Source organism: Streptomyces yangpuensis (genome assembly GCF_024666385.1).
GTDB lineage: Bacteria > Actinomycetota > Actinomycetes > Streptomycetales > Streptomycetaceae > Streptomyces > Streptomyces yangpuensis.
This window is the reverse complement of the sequence record NZ_CP102515.1, coordinates 1-18,079: the sequence shown is the minus strand read 5'-3', so window position 1 is coordinate 18,079 and position 18,079 is coordinate 1. Positions and strand designations below refer to the sequence as shown.

Below are 18,079 nucleotides of genomic sequence, written 5' to 3'. Positions count from 1 at the left end.
GGTGCGGCGCACGCCGGCTCGGTGGGGTGCTGCTGGAGGACGGGAGCGAGCCGGGTCCGGTGTACTTCGACGTCGGCAGCGGCGCCAACGTGCCGTCGTCGACGGAGTGGCACGCCTACGACGGCCGGTTCGGCCGCCCGAAGGCCGCGCTCCTGCGCGGCGCCTACGCGTGCGGGTGGCGCGGCGCGGCCGAGTACCCGCTCGACTGGACCGTCCTCGACGACCGGACGCCCCTGTACGAGGCGGACGTTGATCTGGCTGGGCCGATCGCGGACTACCAGGCCCACCTCACCGTGGTCCGCGACGCCGCCGTGCCCCTCCCCGAACCGCTCACCGCCCTGCTGACCGCCTTGACGGAGAACCTGGAGACCGCGGGGGTGAAGGATCCGCTCGTGGCGCTGAAAGCCCTCGCGGACCTCAGGCACCTCATCGCCGAGGTGGGCGCGGAGGCTGCGCTGGCGGTGCAGGTCGGCCGGATCCCGGTCGAGATGGTTGCAACCGCGCTCGGCACGAGCGAGGCCGCCGCCCGCCGCTACGTGAACAGCTACCGCCACCCCTGAAGCGAGTGCTCGCAGACCCTGGCCAGTGCCTGATGTTCGGCAGTCCGAAAACCTGCTGAACTGCAATGACGTCACGGACTAGGCTCCATCCCGGCCCGTGCCGGTATGGAGTGTGCGGGACAGGCCCCGGTCCCCATCCATGGGACGCAGTACGGCCGGGGCCGCCCCCGCCTCCCGACAGCTGCCGTCCCCGTCGGCGGCCGCAGGCTCCCGGGACAGGCGCTGAGCCGGGCCGGCGCGAGGGTGACGGCTCACCCCCGTGTTCGACGTCGTGATGACGAACTACTGGAAGGGAAGTGGCCCGTGGAGACGATTCCTGCTACACCTACGAGGGCAGCTTCTGTTCCTGCGGCGGCCAGTACCGCGGGGAGGACGCCGGCCCCCGCCTGGAGTGGCCCCCTGCGCCCTTCAACCTCCTCGCACCTCACCGGGTATGGGCGGGCCGTGGTGAGTGATGCGGCCGTCGCGGACCTGCGACCGGCCCGGCTGCCAGCCGTCCGTGTGGCTACCAGCAGGCGGCCCCGATGACGGTGTCAGCAGTGGGCGTTGCGCTGGCCCGGCTGTGTTCCGTGCAGGTGTCGGAACAGGACGAGGGTGACTTCCCCGACGAGCTGTACGACCGTGTGGACGATCTGCTCGACGCCCACGGTGCCGATGACATCGCCGAAATCGTTGCCGGGGCGGTGGACGCTGGCCAGGCGTCGGTGGAGCAGGCGATCGTTTTCCTGAACGTGGCAGCGTGGTCGGCGACGGACAACGGTGCCTCCATGAAAACCACCTTGGACGGGTGGGTGCGCAAGGCGGACGATGCCGTTCGCCTGGGCATCGCGCTGCACCACGAGTGCTACCCCCTGCCCACGCGCGCCGAGATGGTCGCCAGGCTCTCTGAGATCGCTCTGCGCTTCCCGGAGCACCGGGCGGTGTGCGAGCGCCACATCGCCGACCGCCCCGCGAGCTGACCACCCGGGTGTCCGCCTGGCGTCCCGCCGACTGCAACTGCCCCTGTCGGCGTTCGTCCGCACACCGGGCTGATCTCCGGGCTGGTCCCCGGGGTGACCGTGCTGTCGCCCCGGCGCCCGCGCCCGCAAGGATCGTCCGTTCGATCACGGGCGCGCCGGGGTGGAGGTCAGCCGTTGGCGTCCGCGTCGTAGACGTCCTTGTCGGCCGGGGCGTCCACCTGGACGGGCTGGTTGATGCCGGTGAAGGCGAGATCGATCGGGTTCGGGCCGCCGGTGGTCATCTTGAGGAGAAACGGTTCGCCCTTGGTGGCCACGAGGAAGACCCCCTCGGTCGTGTTGATCGTGACCGCCTCCTGGCCGTCGGTCTTGGTCAGTGCGCCCTTTTCCGCGCCCTGGATGCCGTAGATCTCCTTGAGGAGGCCGTCGCGGTCGCACAGAAGGGTCAGTCCCTTCATGGAAAGGTCCGAGTTCTCCGTCCGCGTCCAGCGACCCGACATCTCCTTGCGGGCCCGGCTCGCCTGCTCCTCGGGCATGTCCTTGGTCAGGGCGAGGATGTGGGCCTCGTCGCCCCGGAGGAAGGTGTGATTCCGGGTGCGGACCACGTCGATGGTGCCGCCGCCCCGGGCTTCGATGGTGCCCTTGCACTCGCCGGTCTCGCTGACCGACAGGTTCACCTGCCCCTGGCTGGACGTTGTCCCGCTCATGGTGAACGTGGACGCGCCGCGCAGCGCGGTCGCGGAGTCGTTCAGCACGCGGGAGCCTTGCTGGCCGGGGAAGGCTTCGGCCGACAGGCAGCCGGTGAGCCCGAGGGCCCCGGCACCGGTTAGGGCGACGGCGAGCAGGCGGTGAGCGGTGTGCACGGAGACTCTCTTCAGCGAGGAGGGGCGGATGGTGGGAAGGAGCGTACGAGGCGACCGGACGGCGCCCCGCGACCGGGGCCGGACTTCCGGCGCGCGCCCGCACCGGCCGCCGCACGACCGTGCCGGAGCGGGTGCTGCGCCCGGCCTGGCGGCCTCAACCCGCCGCCGGTGTGCGCGGTGGGGGAGCAGGCCGGAATCGAACCGGCGTCCTCCCTCTGAGCAAGAGGGCGCGTCGACCTCTGCGCTACGACTCCCCCGCCGCGGTACGCGCACCCTATGCGCTCTCTCCAGGACCCCCGTAGCGGTTTTCGAGCCTGTCGTTCGCAGTCGTCCGGCGCAGGGCAACGGCCGTATCCGGCAGGACCGCAGGCCGCTTGTTCCCCGCGGTGGCGCGACCGCCCGAGTGAGCTGTATGCGAGGCCGCCCGGCGAGTGGGCGGAGAGGACGTGCGTGCCGAACTGGGCGTGGCCGAGCGGTCGTCGTCTTGCGGCGTGTATGACGATGGCGGGGGAGAGACCGAGGCGGACTGCCAGGTCGTCTGGTGGGTCGAGGCCGGTGCCGATGGGCAGTGGCGCTCGGTCTCCGAGCTCTGCGACGAGCGGGACACGGCACTGGACCGACTTCGGTGGTGCCGGGTGCATGCCCCCCCGCGGTGTCCTACCGCCTCGTGCGTAGGACGACGCGGGTGACCACTGCGGTCGAGAGCGTCTGAGCCGTTGCCCCCTCGGTCCGGAAGGGCCGCGATCGCCCCCTCGGGGGCCGCTACGAGAGCGCGTTGAAGGCTCACGGCACCGAGCGCCCCTACGCACCCCGCGCGTAGGGGACAGCCTGCCGGATCGTGTCACCGCGGCAGGACACAGCCGGCCTGGGCAAAACGGACCGCCGGCCGCATGCCCCGTGGCGGGCGCGCGCTGCGCCCCCGGGGCCAGCGGCCCCACTCGTGTTCAGCCTTAGCGGATGCGGGGCGCGCGGCCGGGTGGGTGCGGCACGCTGGACCCGGCCAGGCGCCGACACCGATCCGGCGGGCACAGGCCGTCGTGGCGCGGGAAAGGGGCGGGGCATGGTGGACCAGACGCTGAGGGACCTGGGTGCAGCGCACGCCGGCTCGGTGGGAGTGCTGCTGGAGGACGGCAGCGAGCCGGGGCCGGCGTACCTGGCGCTGGCCCGGGCCAGGGACCACGTCTTCGAGATGCACCCAGGCGCGAACGTCCCCAAGGCGCTCCGGCTCGTGTCCGACGTCGCCTACCCGCCTGCGGACTGCCCGGACGTCGCCGGGTGGGTCGCGCAGTACAACGCCCGGAACGGGACGCAGGCCTGGGGCCCGCGATAGCTGTACCGCAGCGGCTCTCGGTTTCGCGACAGCGGTGAGAGACAGCGCGTGCCAGCGGCTCGTGGCTGGTCAGCGGCTGCTTCGGCGTGGGGTGCCATTGTCTTGAGATGAGAGATCCGAGGCGTCCTGCTTGTCCCCGCCGTGCGGCCACCGGGCGCTCTGCGGTCGGGCAGACTGCCACCACGACCGACGACGAGAAACCGCCCCGCACACGCGGCGGCCGCCCCAGCGACCGGGACCTCGCCGGGCAGCCTCGCCCCGGCGCTGCGCCCGGGCAGCGGGGACGAGAGGAAGGACACGTAGCTGGTGGGGGACATCGATGACGCCCTGGACCGCGCCGACCAGGAGGCGTTCACCAAGGATCCGCCCAAGACGTTGAAGGGCCGGATCAACTTTCTGGTCAGGCAGCTGAAGTCGACCAGGGCCGTCGCGGCGGAGCTGGGGGTCAGTCAGCGGTCGGTGGAGCGTTACCGCAAGGGCGACCGGAAGACCCCGCCCCAGCGGGTCGCGCACCGCATCGATACGGCCGTACGCGCCCGCTGGCAGCCCGTGGTCCGCGGCCGCCGCCGCAGACAGGCCGCCGCCAGCACCGGCATCACGGTGGAGACCCGGGCCCGGTTCGGCTACACCGCACCCGTCGGCACGACCGACGACGGCCGAATGCGCCGACTGACCGTCCACCTCCCGCCCGCGTACGCGCAGCGTCTCTTCGACGCCCGTGCCCAGGGCGCCGACGACCGCGAACTGCGTGCGATCGTCGCCGAGGGGCTGCAGGAGACCTACTTCAAGGACGGTGGAACCCGCGCCGACGAGCTCCGGGTCGAGTTCACCGACATCGACTACTTCGACCTCTCAGAGGCTGTTGTCTTTCCGATCTTGAAAGATGTCCGCGTGGGGCTGGCCGCAGTGGAATGTCGGCTATTCCGAGGGTGAGGACGTCCGCGCCGCGTCCGTGGCGAGCCGCCTCTCCCGACGGCTCTCCGTGCTGGGCATCGTCTGGCTCGGTTAGATGTGCACGCGCCCGAGGGGCAGACTTACCGCCTGAACCACACGGTGTATGAGACCGAGTGCCGAAACCGCCAGACCTAAGGACCGTACGACCACATGACCACGGACGTCATAGCCCTCTCCCCGCGGATGCCGGACGCCTGGAGCGTGCTGGCCGGGCTCCTTTCCGGCGGCCCCGACAAGCTCGTGGACACCACCGGTGAGGGCGCCATCGTGCAGCTCTGTGATGCCCAGGGCAGGCCGCTGGTGGCAGTCGAGGCGCCGATGCTCATACAAGTCCCGGGCGAGGCAGCCCGGTTGTTCGGGGCCGTGGAGCCGCCGGTGCCGTTCTGGTGGACCGAGGCCCGCGCCACCACCGGCGTCGCGGAGGCGGAGCGGCTGGCAGGTACCTTCGCGGCCCGGGTTGCCGCGCTGACCGGCGGCACGGCCTGGCCGCCGGAATCCGCGCTCTCCGTGGCGGTGGTCCCGTCCGAAGGCGTGGGCGTGGCTCCGGTGCCTGCCGCCGCACAACCTGCCGTGGACGTCCTGACTGACAAGGTTGCCGTGGTGATCACGGACCGGTCGGTCGTCGCGATGACGGCCTGGCTCTCGGATGCCTTCCGGGCTGCCGCAGCCTCGGAGCGCGGACTCCAGATCGTCAGCCCGGCGGGCAGCACTCTCACTCCGGCCGTACGTGACGCCCTGCCCGGCGTGCCATCGCGCTGGGTCGTCCGGGACGCGCGGGACGGGTACTACGACGGTCGTACGGGCGCGGTGCTGCGCTGGCAAGAAGGCATGTTCGCGCCGGTCGTGCAGCCGGACGGGGCCGAGGGCGATCTGCGCACTCCGGTGGCGGCCTCGTTCCAGGAGTTCGATGACAGGGGCGAGCGCCAACTCACCATCTCGTTCCGGACGATTCACCCCGCCGACGATCGGCTGGTGCTCGGAGGCGCCCTGGAGGCGGTCTGGCGCGAGCTCACCGGCGGGGGGCCGGCCGGCTGGTCCACCGCCGAACCGGCCAATCTGCCCTGGTCCCCCGAGAGGCTGACCGAGGTCGCCCACGCGCGGTCGCCCGAGCCGAGCTGGTTCGCAGTCGTGGGAGCTCCGTCGCGGCCGGGACTCGCCGGGGTTCGGGTGACCCGTACGAAGGCGGGTGTGGAGGAGGACGTCACGCTGGCGTTCGGCTACGGGGCCGAAGAGGAAGCGCCGTTGGATGTGCTGCCGCAGCTGGCGGAGACGCTCGCCACCCGCCACCACTTGTGCTCCATGCTCGTACAGCTCCGCAAAGCGCGCCGTGATCTGGCGGTACCGGCCCGTTTCGAGGGACCCGGTGTGCCGTTGGCGTTCGTTCTGGGATCCGAGGAGGTTCGGGCGATGCCGGACGACCGCGCACGGCGGACGCCGCTGTCAGTGCAGCCGGTCATGCTGGGGCCGAAGGCGCGCCCGGCGCTCTACTACCCCTTCCCGGGGGATCCTTCGGACCTTTCGGGGTGGAGCGATTTCGAGCGGTTGGTGCGCCATCTGAAGGGTGAGTGACGGGCCTGCGGGTTTGTCAGGCTTGTGTCACAGCTCGTCGGTTGCTGGTTGCATTAGTTATGTAGATTGATAGAAACGATCATACTTGCGATCGTTCGAGTGCCGGGGGAGAGCGACGTCGTCGTAGGGGCGCAGTGTCCGGCGGGCCCGGTGCCGGCCCTACGGTGGGCGGCCGCCACGCCGGGGAACTGGGTTGGGAGTGCGCCTCGCGCGAGGCGGGCATGTCGGAGCTTCGGGGGAGCCATGACGTCGTGGGACATCAAGCCGCAAGGTGTGCAGAGTCAGCTCAAGCTCACCGGTGAGCGGGCAGGTGATGTGGAGCATGCACTGAACAAGCTGATGTCGGACATGGCGGAGGCCGCGTACGCGGCGGGTACGGCGATTCCGGGTTCGGCGGCCAAGGTGCCGTCAGCCGCCATGCAGGGGCCGGTGGCGACCGGGCAGGTTCCCTTGTCGCACCGAGGCAGCACTGGACCGGTGGGCGCCGCGCTCAGTCAGTACCTGGAGAAGCGGCAGACGGACCTCAAGTCCGTGGCGGAGCGCATCCAGGCCGCGATCCTGGGCGCGGGCAAGGCGACGAACGAGTACATCCAAGGTGATTTGGAGGCCGCCAAGCAGGCCCAGGACGCTGCGAAGAGCGTGCGCCTGGATCAGCTCAAGGACCTTGCGGGAGGCGCGAAGTGAGCAACGCACCGGTCGACGCCGCCAATGTGCCCGTATTCACGGGTCAGCTTTCGGTGTTGGACGAGAAGGTGAAGGCGTTGTCGGCGGACGGGGGCGCATTGGCGGACGCCGGCTCGTCGGTCCATACGACGTTCGGCGGGATGTCGGCGTACTACCAGGCTCCCGAGGCCGAGCAGCTGTTCGCGGTGACAAAGCCGGTCGTGGACATCACGCTGTCGTTCAGCAGCGACATGTGCACCATTGCGGGGGCCCTGGGCACCTACGCGCAGGAGATCCGGCCTCTGGTGAAGAAGCTGGAGGAACTGAAGGCGGAGGCGGCGTCGTTCCAGTCGAAGGTCTCCCGCGACGAGGACTGGATCGAGGACGAGGATCTCATCGACGAGAACCTCGCCCGCCGGAACGAGATCGCAGAGGTGTGGGCGCAGTTCCAGACGGCGGAGCGGCATGCGCACGACAAGATCGTGGCATTGGTGTGCGGTGCGCCGCTGAAGGTGAACGACGGCTCCAACGGTGAGGGCATGTACGGCTACGACGCCGATGCTCTCAAACAGTCGAAGTCCTTGCCGTGGGGTGACGCGGTGGAGGAGTCCGTTCCGGCGTGGCAGGTGTGGGAGCACCTGTACGACTTCGGCAAGGGCGTCTTCGTAGACGGCGTGTGGGGCACGATCAAGGGCCTGGGGACGCTGGTCGGGTTCGACGGCTGGGACGCGGCGGGCCAGGCGTGGACGGGGCTGGGGAAGCTCGCGACGGGGGTGGTCATCACCGCGACGCCGGCGGCGGCCGTGTTCTGGCTCGCAGACGACAAGGACCTGCCGCCGTGGATCCGTGATTCACGGACGGCGATGAAGGAAACCGGCAAGGCGCTCCTGGCGTGGGACCAGTGGGGTTCCAACCCTTCCCGCGCGGCCGGAGCGGTCACGTTCAACGTGGTGACGACGGTGTTCACCGGCGGCACCGGTGGCGCAGCAGCGGGTGCGGGCAAGGCGGGCCTTGCGGCGAAGACACTTTCGCTGGCGGGCAAGGCAGGTCGAGCGATCGATCCGATGACGTACGTGTTCAAGGGCGCCGGAGCCGGTGTCTCGAAGATCGGTGACGTGATGGCCGGTCTGAAAGACATGGGGAAGGTCGAAGTCCCCAAGATCGACGAAGGGGCGTTCAGCCTGCCCCACGGCGCCGTGGAACTGCCTGACGGAACGATTCAGCTTCCCAAGGGCACCCCGACACCCGAGGGGGCCATGAAGGTCTCCGACGACATCATCAAGCTCCCCGAAGGCACTGCCTCCCTGCCCCCGGGCACGGTCAAGTGGCCCTTCGACGGCCCCGCGAAGTACGCCGACGAGGCAGGCAACCTGTACAAGCAGGACGGCAGCCTCTACCAGAAGGCCAGCGACGCCACGCCGGAGCCGTCCCCGAAGATCGACACCGGCGCGAACACCCCCAGGACGGAGGTCCCGGTCCACCGGGAGACCCCGGTCCTGACGGGAGTCGGCGGCCGCGGTGACGACATGGTCCGCGTCGGCAGCGACATCTCCGACCCGGTCCGCGCGGTGGACAACGGCGCGCACAGCCTCGACAACACCCCCACGGGCCGCGCGGGCGACCACACCCCGGGCGGCATGCCGCGCAACAGTGCGGACAACCACTCCCCGGGTACGGGAGGTCACCCGGAGCCCCCGTCCACGGCGGGCCACACGGACGGCCCGGGCGGCGGCGGCCGTGGCCACGGGGACCACGATCTGCCCGGCGGTTCCGCAGCCGACAGCGTCCCGGGCCATGGAGGCGGGGGAGACGCCGGCTTCGCCGGGGACGACATCGCCCGCTCGGGCGACGACGTGACGGGCGAAGGCCCCGGCAGCGGGGCGGGAGGCCAGGATGCGGGCGGAGGGACCCCCGAGGTGCCGGACTACCTGGCCGGGGTCCCGGACGACTTCCAGGCTTCGAGCCTGTTGAACCGGGAGGGGCCACTGCCCAGCCCCGGGTACGGGGACAAGTTCCTGGGCACGATAGACCCCAGCCGTATTCGCAGGGAAGGCGGGCTGATCACCCATGTGGACGGCCATTCCGTAGCCACCTTCACGCAGGCCCTCTCGCGGGAGAGGACGCTCGCCTACATCGATGCGAAGACCACGGGCGCCTTCCCGAAGACACAGACCGGGCAGTGCGTGGGCGTCGTGATGGACATGCGTACGGGGAAGGTGTACGAGGGAATCAACGGTCCTGGCGATGCCCTGATCCCCCTGGAGGACCTGCACCCCACGCTCCGTCCGCGCTTCGACGAAATCGAAGGCAACCCTCCGCATCCTGCTCAGATCCTTGAACACGCCGAGGTCAAGGCGACGAACAGGCTTCTGTGGGAACGCACGAAGGCGGGAGAAATCGACGACCTGGCGGCGTTGCGTGAAATGCACGCCTCTGTCTACTTCCCCTTCATGAAGGAGGCGAACGACGCCGGAGCCAAGGTGCCGCCGAGGCGGGCTCCCTTCTGTGCCAACTGTGCCCATATGCTTCAGGACGTCGAGGGGGGCTTCGGTAGGTTCACAGGATTCCCGCCGGATATGAACACGAACTTCCAGGCTTGGTGAGGGCATGCATCGCATTGACATTGACGACCCGGAAGTGGACGGCGACTACGCTCACCGGCTGCTCTACCGCGGAGAGCTGTTCACGGGCGAGGCCGAAGAGTTCGTCGCCGGGCGCCGCGTGAGCCTCACGACGTACAGGGAAGGCATCAAGGACGGCCCCTATCGGCAGTGGTACGCGAGCGGGGTCCTGCAGGCCGAGGGCGTGATGCGCACGGGGCGTTTGGCCGGGGAGGCCCGGCGATGGCATGAGAACGGGGTCCTTGCGCAAAGACTGGTTCAGAGCGAGGACGGCCGGTTTTCCCTCCAGGCGTTCGAATGGGACGAAAACGGTGCTCCTACGCGAACCTGGGATCGGGACAAGGCGTGATTCCAGGGCCTGATTCACGTGTGCGCAGTGATGGGCGCCCGGATTTCCGGACTGTGGGTCCGTGGTTCTGCGCAAGTGCCTGTCCTGGGCCGGGCCTTCTCCACGCTGATCCGTCCCCGAGGCTGAATTTCGGAGAAGGCGGGTAGCGAGCATGCCTTTGCCGGAGGTGGCACCGTGATCGCCAGTACGTCGGTCGCCCGATGGACGTGGGGCGACTTCATCGTGGATGTGGACCCGCTGGTCCGGTGCCTCGGAGACCTGATGGCGGCTCGGTCCGTGCTGGCCTCGTACCGGCTCGCGCTCGGCGAGCCGGCCTTCCGTCTCTCCGTCTCCGAGGCCGGCACACCGGCCGGCATGCTGTTCCAGAGCGAACTCACCGCTGCCGGATCCGCTGAGGAACTGGCCGGCGCGATCAGGTCTGCCATGCGCCCCGGTCGCATCGGATCGGTGGATGCCCGGTGCACCGTGGCCGGCTCGCTGTCCACCGGTGCGGAGGAGATCCGGACGGAAGGCATCTTCGATCTGACCGTCTTCGTGGACCCCAGCTTCGCCACAGTGGATCTGGTCACATATTCCGATGCCTGGATGCAGTACGACCTCCGAGGCCGTGCCCAGTCCGCCGTCTACGAGGCGAACGCGCCCCGTCTGGCGTCCGTGCTCGCAGAGCTCACAGATGTGCTGGGATCCGACCTGGACCCCGAGGACCCCACCTACTTCGGCACGCCGACGGAGACGGGCGTCGTTCCCCATGTCGACCAGGACGGAACTCCGTCCGACTCCTGGTCCCGGTACGAAGTTGCCCGGCGGTACGGCGTCTTCACCCACGCCCCCGGCTTCGGGCACATTGGATACCGACGCTCGGTGCCGGGCGAGGTCCGGTACGTGCCGGTGACCGACGACCGCGGGGTGCTCGGATACCTCTGGGCCTCTGAGACCGAGCCCGCGGCGAGCTTCGAGCCCCTCGATCTCGACGACGACGAGAGTTACCGGACCGCGCTCACGTGGCTGGACCGCCTGCGCTCCGCCTCCGATCGGGGGCTGTCACAGTGCCAGGCCCTCACGGAGCTGACGGGACGAGCGCTGGGCGACACCGAGGGGCCCGTGGGCCTGGCGGAGCTGCGTGCACGGGCGGAAGACGTCTGACCGTTTCCGCCCCACACCGCTGTGGACCATCAAAGCGGTGCGTCTGTCCCCGCGGCCAAGGACGTCGCGGCCGGGGAGGACCGTTCCCGTGTCGTGGTCTTCCTCGCCCGCGTCGTGGGCGGGTCGTCAGGTGATGGCGGTTGCGCAGCACGTGCTGGTGCCGGTTTCCCGGGATGCCGGTGATGTGTTGCGGGAGCTGGTCGCGGCCCGGGTGCATCTGCGGGAGACCGTCACCGCGCTCCGCGCCCTGGCCGCCGCCGAACTCCCCGCCGTCGCCGGCCCGCCCGCCGCCTGCCCGCCCGCCGCCGGCGGTTCGGCCGCGGCCGCCGATGTGGTGGCACGCGCCCTGGAGGCGGTGGCGCGGGTGGATGAGGCGACGGTGGCGGTGATGCGGGAGAGGCGTCCGCGGTCGTGATGCCGAAGAAGGCGCCGGGCGGGTCGGAGACGGTGGAGCTCCTGGAGTACCTCTTCGGTTCCGGGGAGCGCGACGAGCACACCGGCCCCCACCTGATCGCCGCCTGGGACCTGGACCTGGACCTGCCCTGCCCGGCCCGCGACCCCGGCCGGATGTCGCTCGCCGGCCTGGTCCTGCTCCTGGACGCCCCCGTCGAAGCTTTGCGGGGCCCGCGCCCGGCCGAGCACGTGTGGCATGTCTCGGTCCGCAACCACGCCGGCGACCGCACCCGTCGCTACCGCGATGGTGCACGCCGCGGGTATCGCCGCCCGCGGTGATGAGCACGCCTGCCGGTGGGTCGCGGTACGGCACGCAGGCGACCACATCCACATCGCGGCGACCCTCGCCCGCCAGGACGGCCGCCACCCCCGGCTGCGCGGGGACATCCCCGCGATGCACACTGCCGTCCGCGTCTTCGAAGCCCGCCGGGGCCTCACGCCGATGTCACCCCTGGACCGGACCGCGCGCCGCCGCCCCGCCACCGGCGAGGCCGAGAAGGCCGCCCGCCGGGGCCTGGCCGAGACCGCCCGCGAATCCCTGCAGCGCACCGTCCGCATCGCGGCCGGGCTCGCGCACGACGATGCCGACTTCCTCGACCGGCTCCGCGACGCCGGCCTGCGCGTGCGCGAGCGCCACGGTGACGACGGCACCCTGGTCGGCTACGCGGTCGCGCTCCCCGGCGACCGTGCCGACCGCGGCAGCCGGCCGGTGTGGTTTGCCGGTTCGACGCTCGCCTACGACCTGTCCCTGCCCCGCGTCCGCGAACGCTTCACCCCGCACGCCGCGCCCGCGGACTGGGCGCTCGCCGAGGCACGGATCCGGGAGGCCTCCGCCGTTCTGGGCCGCGCCGGACAAGCCGAAGGCGCGGGTGATGTCGCCGCGCTCGGTGACCTCCTGGCCGTCGCTGCCGAGTACTCTCCGGCCCTGGTCCGTGACCGTGTCCGCGCGGCGGCCGACGCGTTCGAGCAGGCCGCCCGCGCCCCCGGCGCCCGCTCGCTGGAGGGCCGCGCCCGCGCCGGATGGCGCTCGGCCGCGCGGGCGTTGGAGCACGCCCCGCGTGCCGGCCGCGGGGGAGGCGCCGCGGTCGTCCTCACCCTGCTGATCGCGCTCGTGGAGGCGGTGGAGGCCGCGGCCGACTGGCACCGCGCGCAGGAGCACCGGGCGCAGGCGAAAGCCGCCGCGGAGGCCGCCGTCCTGCTGCGCGACGCCGCCGCCCTGACCGGCACCCCGCCCCCGACGATGAGGCTGCGCACCGGTCGGGTGGTGCGCACGCCGGGCCGTGGCCTGCCCGCCGCTACGCCCGTTACCGGTGTACCGGTCCGCCCGCGCCCGGGGCAGGGTCCGCCGGACCGGCCGGGCCCGTCCCGTACGCGCTGAACCCGATCCGAGGAAGCTGCCGATGACGTCCGGATACCCGCCGCTGCCCGAGCCGTTTGCCGAAGCCCTCGGGGAGGCCGCGCACACTGCGGCGATGGCCTACCGCCTGGTGCTGGCCATCTCCGACGCGGTCCGCCGCGCCGCCCAGAAACGCCTGACCGGACGGGAGGAGGAACTCGGCGAGGACGCCGAGAAGATGGCGCCGGGCTGGGCGGCCGACCAGCTGCGCGGCCACCTCGGCGACGACATCCTGGCCGTGCTGATGCAGGACACCGACTGGCCGCAGATGGCCCGCCAGCTCGTCGGCCTGCAGCAGGCCGGCGTCGACCTCGGGGTGTTCCTGCCGCAGATGGGCCGGATGACCGTCGGGGTCCACCAGGCCGTCACCGCGAACGCCGCCCGTATCAAGGCCGAAGGCACCGACCGCTGGGCCGACCTCCTCCAGACGACGATGCCTTCAGGTCTGGTCCGCGACGCGATCCTCTCCTCCCCGGCCTGGCCCGACATCGCCGCCGACATGGGCCGCCTCGACGCCGCAGGCATCGACGTCGCCCGGATCCTCACCGACGCCCACCGCGCCGGAGCAGGCGTCGACCAGGCCGTCGCCGCGGTCACCGCGGCCGCCGCCAACACCCCCACCCCCACCCCCACGACGGTCCCGGCCTCGACTCCGGCCGCCCCTACCGGGGCCCCGGCGGCCGCCGCTCCGGCTCCCGCACCCGCGGCCGGCGCCCGCGTACCGGCCGATGACCCGTGGGCACCGCCCACCCGACCGATCCCCGCCCCCGCCCCCGCTCCCGCAGCGCCCGTTCCTGCTCGCGGGGCGGCGGTCGGCGCCGCGAGGGATGTGCTGGCCGAGCGCATGGGCGCGGCCGGTGACCCGTGGGCTGCGCCCGCCCGCCCGGTCCCCGCTCCGGCACCCACCCCTGCGCCCGTTCCCGTGTCCGTGCCTGCGAGTTCGGATGCGAAGCGGGTATGGGGCCCGCTGACCGAGGGCCTGACCGTTCCCCGCGACCTCGACCTCGGCAACCGGCCCCGCGCCCTGAAACAGCTCAAGGTGCAGCCGGCCGCGCACTCCCAGATGGTCGCGATGGTCAAGGAGGTCCTGCCGGAGCGGGAAGCGGGCCTCCTGATCGGCTCACGCCCGTGGCCGCTGCTCGCCGCCCGCATGCAGCAGCTCGGCGAACACCACGGCACCGACACCGTCGCCCAGCACCTGAACCGCCTCACCACCGCCACCTCCTGGCAGGAAGCCACCGGCAGCGCCCTGGTCGGCCGCCTCGTCGACGCCACCCTCACCTCCCTGACCACCCCGCCCGGGACGCCGGCCGCCTCCCGGCCCAGGGTCTCCGCGGCCGCCGCCCGCTCCCGCTCCACCACCACCCCGGCCGCCGCGGCCCCCGGCCGGCCGGCCCCGGCGGAGGCCGCGGTCCCCGCCCACCGGCAGCAGGCCGCACCGGCCAGGGGCGCGGGGCGTACGCGGTGACGGCGAAGACTCCCGGACGGCGGGGCCTGCGGGCGCGGACCGACCGGGGGCGGGCCCCCGGCGCCTGCCCGGGGAGAACCGTGGGGAAGAGGGGAGGCGGATGGTGATGACGGGCAGGTAGCGGCGGGCCGGTGGCAGCGTGCTGGCCGGGATCGTGGTCCTGGGCGGTGCGTGGCGCTCGGGTGTCCTGTACCTCCCGCAGCCCGCCGATCCTCATCCGCCCGCGCCGCCCGCGCCGCCCGCGCCGCCCGCGCCGGTGCGGCCGTCCTCGGCGCGGGCGAAGGCGGACCAGGAGCGCTCGATGCGCCTGCTGAAGGCGATCGACGAGGCCGCCGACGACGGGTCCGGCTTGCCGGGGGAGTTGTCGGAGTTCGAGCGGATCGTCCTCTTCGGCGTCGCCGAACCCCCCGTCGGCAGTACCCGCCACCGGGACTACCTCCGCATGGTGTTTCTGGGGTCGCGTCCGGCTGCCGGCCTGCCCGCGGTGTCCTTGCCCGCCCCGCGGAGCGCGGGTCTGTTCTCCGGCTGCGTTCGGTCTTTCTTTCGCCTGGAATTGGTGCTGCTTGTCGAATGGGTGCGATATCGGGGTGGGAATCTGCTTCTATTTCGTGGAGGTGTTTTGAGGTGTGGTATTTGTGGCCGGTCGGGTGTGTTGGTGTGCGGGCGTGGTTTTTCTGGTCCTGTTTTCCCCGGCGCGGTGGCGGGTACCGGCGGTCCGGTGGAAACGCAGGGGCGGGGCCGGGGGGCGTGTGCGGCAACACCGGTACGGTCTTCGGCCGCGAGCCGGTGGGCGTGTGCGGTAACGCTGAACCCGGCCTTCGGCAACGTCTTCGGCAACGAGGGGGAGATCCTAATTGTTGCGCCGGGCGGCTGGTACTCACTTCCGGACAAAGATGAAACAGCTAGGCATCTGTGCAGGTCAGAGTGTGTAGGACGGGTTCGTAACGCCGGGAGGGGGGCTTGACGGACATGCACGGCGGGGGCCACGGTGGAAAACACCTTCCCGCGCGGATGATCGGACAGGAATCGCCTCCGCCAGCCGCATGAATGTCTGACGGTCCAGACAGTCGGGTGAGCGCACCGCCCCTTCGTTGGCAGACGAAGTAGGGGCGGAATCAATAGCTCCACTTTCGAACCTCTCGCATATGTGTGCGAGAGGAATTTTGTGTTTCCGGGGAAACTTGTCAGAGTGCCTATTCGTATGCAGTAATCGAAGAAGCCGGTGAGGGTCTGCCAACTCTCCGCGGCTGTTCTGTGTGCAAGTTCTGGACCGTCAAAAGAAAAGCGAATGGGTGAAGGAGCGGGCTATGAGCCGCTGGTTGCTGGGTCTTTCCGGCCGGGGATCCGCGTGGTGCGTGACGCCCCCGGACAGCCGGGTCCGGCGTTTTCGGCCGTCGAAGGCGTTCGTGATCGTGATCGTCCTGGCGATGCTCGCCGAGCTGGTGCTGGTGGTGTGCGGTGTGCCGGCGACCACCGCGGTCCAGGCGGTCGCGGCGGTCCTCGCCACGGTCGAGGCCGTACGCCGGCTGACCGCCAGGGGCCCGGCCCCCGCAGCCGCCACCGCACGGTAGGTGCGGTGGCGGGGATGCAGGCCACGCAGACCGTCACGTCCGAGGCGGCGGAACTCGTCAACGAGCTCCGCCGCCTCCGGGCTGCCAACGGGAACCCGAGCCTGAGGATGATCAGCGAGTTCGCGCAGGGCCGGATCTCCGCGGCCACCCTCTCGCGCCTCTTCTCCGGCCGGATACTGCCCCACGAGGAGACCGCGACAGCAGCGGCCGACGCCCTGCTGCGGATCGGCCGCGTCCCGCCCCCGGAAAGGGCCCGGGCCACGAAGCACGTCGCGGAGCTGTACGGGAAGGCCAGGCGCGCGCAGCGCGCGCGGTCGCACCGCAGGGTGCCCCGGCCCAGGGAGGCCGGGCAGCCGGGCAGCAGTCTGGAGGATCTGCAGCACGAGCTGTGGGAGCTGATCCGCTCTCACGGACTGACCCTGAGGGAGATCTCCCATCACCTGTCCTGGTCCAGGAGCGCGCTCTCCGAGGCCCTCAACCACCCCACCCGGCCGCCGAGCCTGGCCATGGTGCAGGGCATCGCCCGGCTCTGCGAGGTGAGTCCGGAGCCGCTGCTGCAGGCGCTGCGCCGGGCCGACCAGGACCGCGCCCGGGCCGAAGAGGCCTCCGCGGCGAGTACGGCAGCCGCACGGCAGGAGCCGGCGCCCACCACCCCGCCGCCCGGCGCCATGCCGGATCCCGGCCCGGCCCCGCCTCCTTCCGCCGCCCCGTCCTCCACCCGGGTTCCTCCGGCGCGCGGGCCCGGAACCGGGGCGTGGCTGGCGCAGGCCTCGCTGATGGACATCCTGGTGCAGGCCGCCGCGACCCGGCCCCCGGCCGAGATAGCCGCTCTGGTCACGGGCCTGAAGGCCGGCGGGGAGCCCGGGCTCGCCGCCCGCATCGTGCAGGAGGCCGCCGGCACCCGCTCCGCCGACGACGTCACGGCCCTCGCCCTGGCCCTCCTGGCCCAAGCCCCCAACCCCACCCCGACTCCCGCCCAGCCGGGCACCCCGCTCGGGAACCCGTTCCCCGGCAGCACAACGGCCCACGCTCCCCGGAATCCCGGACGCAGGGGGTGGCTCCTCGACGAAGACGACTGACCCCCTCAGCCCGCGGGCCCACCCCGTACGCGCCGGCAGCGGCCCGTGTGCCGACGGGGCGAGGCCCCCGGCTTCCGGCCGCCCTCTGAGCGCCGGGAACCGGGCCCGTGGCCCTGGTGCCTCGCAGCCGCCGTCGACGACGGGTTCGGCCTGCCGGGGGAGTGGCTGGAGTTCGAGCGGAGCGTCCTCCGCGGTGTCGCCGGGCTCGAGGCCGTGAGTACCCGCCGCCGGGCCGCGGTTACCCGCGCCCGGGAACGCGGAGCGCCCCGGAAGCGGGGGTAGGGGTCCGTAAATCGTTTTACGGAGCCGCGCAGGGTGCACGGCCGGGAACGCGGACAGGGCCGGCCCGGCGTGTGCGGGTCGGCCCTGTCGCGTGCGGCACTCGCGCGGCAACGCGGTGCTGCTCTTGTCCCTGTCTGCGAAGTCACCAGCATTCGAGGGGTTCCGCCGGTCTCCCAGCGGGTGGTGTCCCCCACCGTGGCCTAGGTCGTCGCAGGAGGCAAGCGGCGTTGGGACAGGAGCGGACCAACGGTCCCGCTGGTGGGTCAGTTGGCCCTTGGCACGGTGCAGTTGCCGAGGTCTCCTGGGGCCTGCCGGAGGGAAGTGCTCGCCCTCAGCAGGCATATGTGCTGTTCAGCACCTGGCCTGAGCCCCAGATAACAAAAAATATCTCGTGGACGCCAGTGAACCAACGAACTGACATATGGGGCATTTCGGGCCTGTGGCGGATGGTAGTTCTTAGGCCGGAAGGGGTAGTCCTGACATGATGTGAGTTCTGGGGACGGCGACGGCAATCGCCCCCCGGGAGGCGCCACTTGGCGCGAAGTCACCAGCACGAGGGGGCGCGGTGTGCCCGCGCCCCCTCGCAGTATCGATGGGAGCCGGGCTGCGCCCTGCTCCCGGACTAGGGGTTTCGTATGCAGGAACAGCTGAGCCGTACGCAGGGCCAGGACCGTCGGAGTGAGGCGGGTGCCCGGTCGGGGCAAGCGGGCGGGATGACGCTGCCGCAGGCGGCGGTCGTCTGCGTGGTGCTCGTCCTGGTCGTCGTGATGCGGATGTACGGGCAGATGCCGATGGCGGAGATCTTCCAGCTCCTGGCCGGTG

17 protein-coding genes and 1 tRNA gene are annotated in these 18,079 nt (G+C 71.5%); 16 read left to right on the top strand and 2 right to left on the bottom strand.

Going from position 1 to position 18,079, the window contains the following annotated elements; all coding sequences use genetic code 11:
- Window positions 1-26: 26 nt before the first annotated feature.
- Both NRK68_RS33845 and NRK68_RS33840 read left to right on the top strand, forming a co-directional pair.
- Window positions 27-560: a hypothetical protein gene (locus NRK68_RS33845; protein WP_257858011.1), complete on the top strand. Its 534-nt coding sequence runs from the start codon at window positions 27-29 to the stop codon at window positions 558-560.
- 539 nt (window positions 561-1,099) lie between these two features.
- Window positions 1,100-1,519 (top strand): hypothetical protein, encoded by a 420-nt coding sequence (locus NRK68_RS33840; RefSeq protein WP_257858010.1) that lies wholly within the window; start codon window positions 1,100-1,102, stop codon window positions 1,517-1,519.
- Between the two features lie 167 nt (window positions 1,520-1,686).
- On the opposite strand, the gene NRK68_RS33835 is transcribed toward NRK68_RS33840, so the two are convergent.
- Window positions 1,687-2,379, bottom strand: coding sequence for a hypothetical protein (locus tag NRK68_RS33835; RefSeq protein WP_257858009.1), 693 nt, complete (start codon window positions 2,377-2,379; stop codon window positions 1,687-1,689).
- A gap of 178 nt (window positions 2,380-2,557) precedes the next feature.
- Window positions 2,558-2,633 (bottom strand) — tRNA-Ser (locus tag NRK68_RS33830).
- An 806-nt stretch (window positions 2,634-3,439) separates the two neighbouring features.
- On the opposite strand from NRK68_RS33830, the gene NRK68_RS33825 reads away from it, so the two are divergent.
- The 14 genes from NRK68_RS33825 to NRK68_RS33760 form a co-directional block, all read left to right on the top strand.
- Window positions 3,440-3,709, top strand: a complete 270-nt coding sequence (locus NRK68_RS33825; protein WP_257858008.1) for a hypothetical protein — start codon at window positions 3,440-3,442, stop codon at window positions 3,707-3,709.
- 306 nt (window positions 3,710-4,015) lie between these two features.
- Window positions 4,016-4,642 (top strand): telomere-protecting terminal protein Tpg, encoded by a 627-nt coding sequence (tpg, locus tag NRK68_RS33820; protein ID WP_257858007.1) that lies wholly within the window; start codon window positions 4,016-4,018, stop codon window positions 4,640-4,642.
- A gap of 171 nt (window positions 4,643-4,813) precedes the next feature.
- A complete protein-coding gene (locus tag NRK68_RS33815; protein WP_257858006.1) occupies window positions 4,814-6,232 on the top strand; it encodes a DUF6177 family protein in 1,419 nt (472 codons plus the stop codon).
- Window positions 6,233-6,475: 243 nt separating this feature from the next.
- Window positions 6,476-6,916 (top strand): DUF6507 family protein, encoded by a 441-nt coding sequence (locus NRK68_RS33810; RefSeq protein ID WP_257858005.1) that lies wholly within the window; start codon window positions 6,476-6,478, stop codon window positions 6,914-6,916.
- Window positions 6,913-9,498, top strand: coding sequence for a YwqJ-related putative deaminase (locus NRK68_RS33805; RefSeq protein WP_257858004.1), 2,586 nt, complete (start codon window positions 6,913-6,915; stop codon window positions 9,496-9,498). Before NRK68_RS33810 ends, NRK68_RS33805 begins: the two co-directional genes overlap by 4 nt.
- A 4-nt stretch (window positions 9,499-9,502) precedes the next feature.
- On the top strand, window positions 9,503-9,865 hold the full coding sequence (locus NRK68_RS33800; RefSeq protein ID WP_257858003.1) for a toxin-antitoxin system YwqK family antitoxin: 363 nt from the start codon (window positions 9,503-9,505) through the stop codon (window positions 9,863-9,865).
- 174 nt (window positions 9,866-10,039) lie between these two features.
- The gene (locus NRK68_RS33795) at window positions 10,040-11,008 is read left to right on the top strand and encodes a thioredoxin domain-containing protein (RefSeq protein ID WP_257858002.1); all 969 of its coding nucleotides are present in this window, start codon (window positions 10,040-10,042) and stop codon (window positions 11,006-11,008) included.
- A gap of 133 nt (window positions 11,009-11,141) precedes the next feature.
- Window positions 11,142-11,423, top strand: a complete 282-nt coding sequence (locus NRK68_RS33790; RefSeq protein ID WP_257858001.1) for a hypothetical protein — start codon at window positions 11,142-11,144, stop codon at window positions 11,421-11,423.
- A complete protein-coding gene (locus NRK68_RS33785; RefSeq protein WP_257858000.1) occupies window positions 11,420-11,740 on the top strand; it encodes a hypothetical protein in 321 nt (106 codons plus the stop codon). Before NRK68_RS33790 ends, NRK68_RS33785 begins: the two co-directional genes overlap by 4 nt.
- Entirely contained in the window at window positions 11,706-12,839 is a 1,134-nt protein-coding gene (locus NRK68_RS33780; RefSeq protein ID WP_257857999.1) for an amino acid adenylation domain-containing protein, read from the top strand. Before NRK68_RS33785 ends, NRK68_RS33780 begins: the two co-directional genes overlap by 35 nt.
- Window positions 12,840-12,861: 22 nt before the next feature.
- Window positions 12,862-14,325: a hypothetical protein gene (locus tag NRK68_RS33775; protein ID WP_257857998.1), complete on the top strand. Its 1,464-nt coding sequence runs from the start codon at window positions 12,862-12,864 to the stop codon at window positions 14,323-14,325.
- A 1,307-nt stretch (window positions 14,326-15,632) separates the two neighbouring features.
- On the top strand, window positions 15,633-15,896 hold the full coding sequence (locus NRK68_RS33770) for a hypothetical protein (RefSeq protein ID WP_257857997.1): 264 nt from the start codon (window positions 15,633-15,635) through the stop codon (window positions 15,894-15,896).
- A gap of 14 nt (window positions 15,897-15,910) precedes the next feature.
- On the top strand, window positions 15,911-16,975 hold the full coding sequence (locus tag NRK68_RS33765; RefSeq protein WP_257857996.1) for a helix-turn-helix domain-containing protein: 1,065 nt from the start codon (window positions 15,911-15,913) through the stop codon (window positions 16,973-16,975).
- 917 nt (window positions 16,976-17,892) lie between these two features.
- A partial coding sequence (locus NRK68_RS33760; protein WP_257857995.1) for a hypothetical protein occupies window positions 17,893-18,079 on the top strand: 187 nt, incomplete at its 3' end.

Bases quoted from the DNA above. Each gene is read 5' to 3' on its own strand.
- NRK68_RS33825 (WP_257858008.1), top strand. From the start codon at position 3,440: ATGGTGGACCAGACGCTGAGGGACCTGGGTGCAGCGCACGCCGGCTCG.
- NRK68_RS33815 (WP_257858006.1), top strand. From the start codon at position 4,814: ATGACCACGGACGTCATAGCCCTCTCCCCGCGGATGCCGGACGCCTGG.
- NRK68_RS33810 (WP_257858005.1), top strand. From the start codon at position 6,476: ATGACGTCGTGGGACATCAAGCCGCAAGGTGTGCAGAGTCAGCTCAAG.
- NRK68_RS33800 (WP_257858003.1), top strand. From the start codon at position 9,503: ATGCATCGCATTGACATTGACGACCCGGAAGTGGACGGCGACTACGCT.
- NRK68_RS33790 (WP_257858001.1), top strand. From the start codon at position 11,142: ATGGCGGTTGCGCAGCACGTGCTGGTGCCGGTTTCCCGGGATGCCGGT.
- NRK68_RS33780 (WP_257857999.1), top strand. From the start codon at position 11,706: ATGGTGCACGCCGCGGGTATCGCCGCCCGCGGTGATGAGCACGCCTGC.
- NRK68_RS33775 (WP_257857998.1), top strand. From the start codon at position 12,862: ATGACGTCCGGATACCCGCCGCTGCCCGAGCCGTTTGCCGAAGCCCTC.
- NRK68_RS33770 (WP_257857997.1), top strand. From the start codon at position 15,633: ATGAGCCGCTGGTTGCTGGGTCTTTCCGGCCGGGGATCCGCGTGGTGC.
- NRK68_RS33765 (WP_257857996.1), top strand. From the start codon at position 15,911: ATGCAGGCCACGCAGACCGTCACGTCCGAGGCGGCGGAACTCGTCAAC.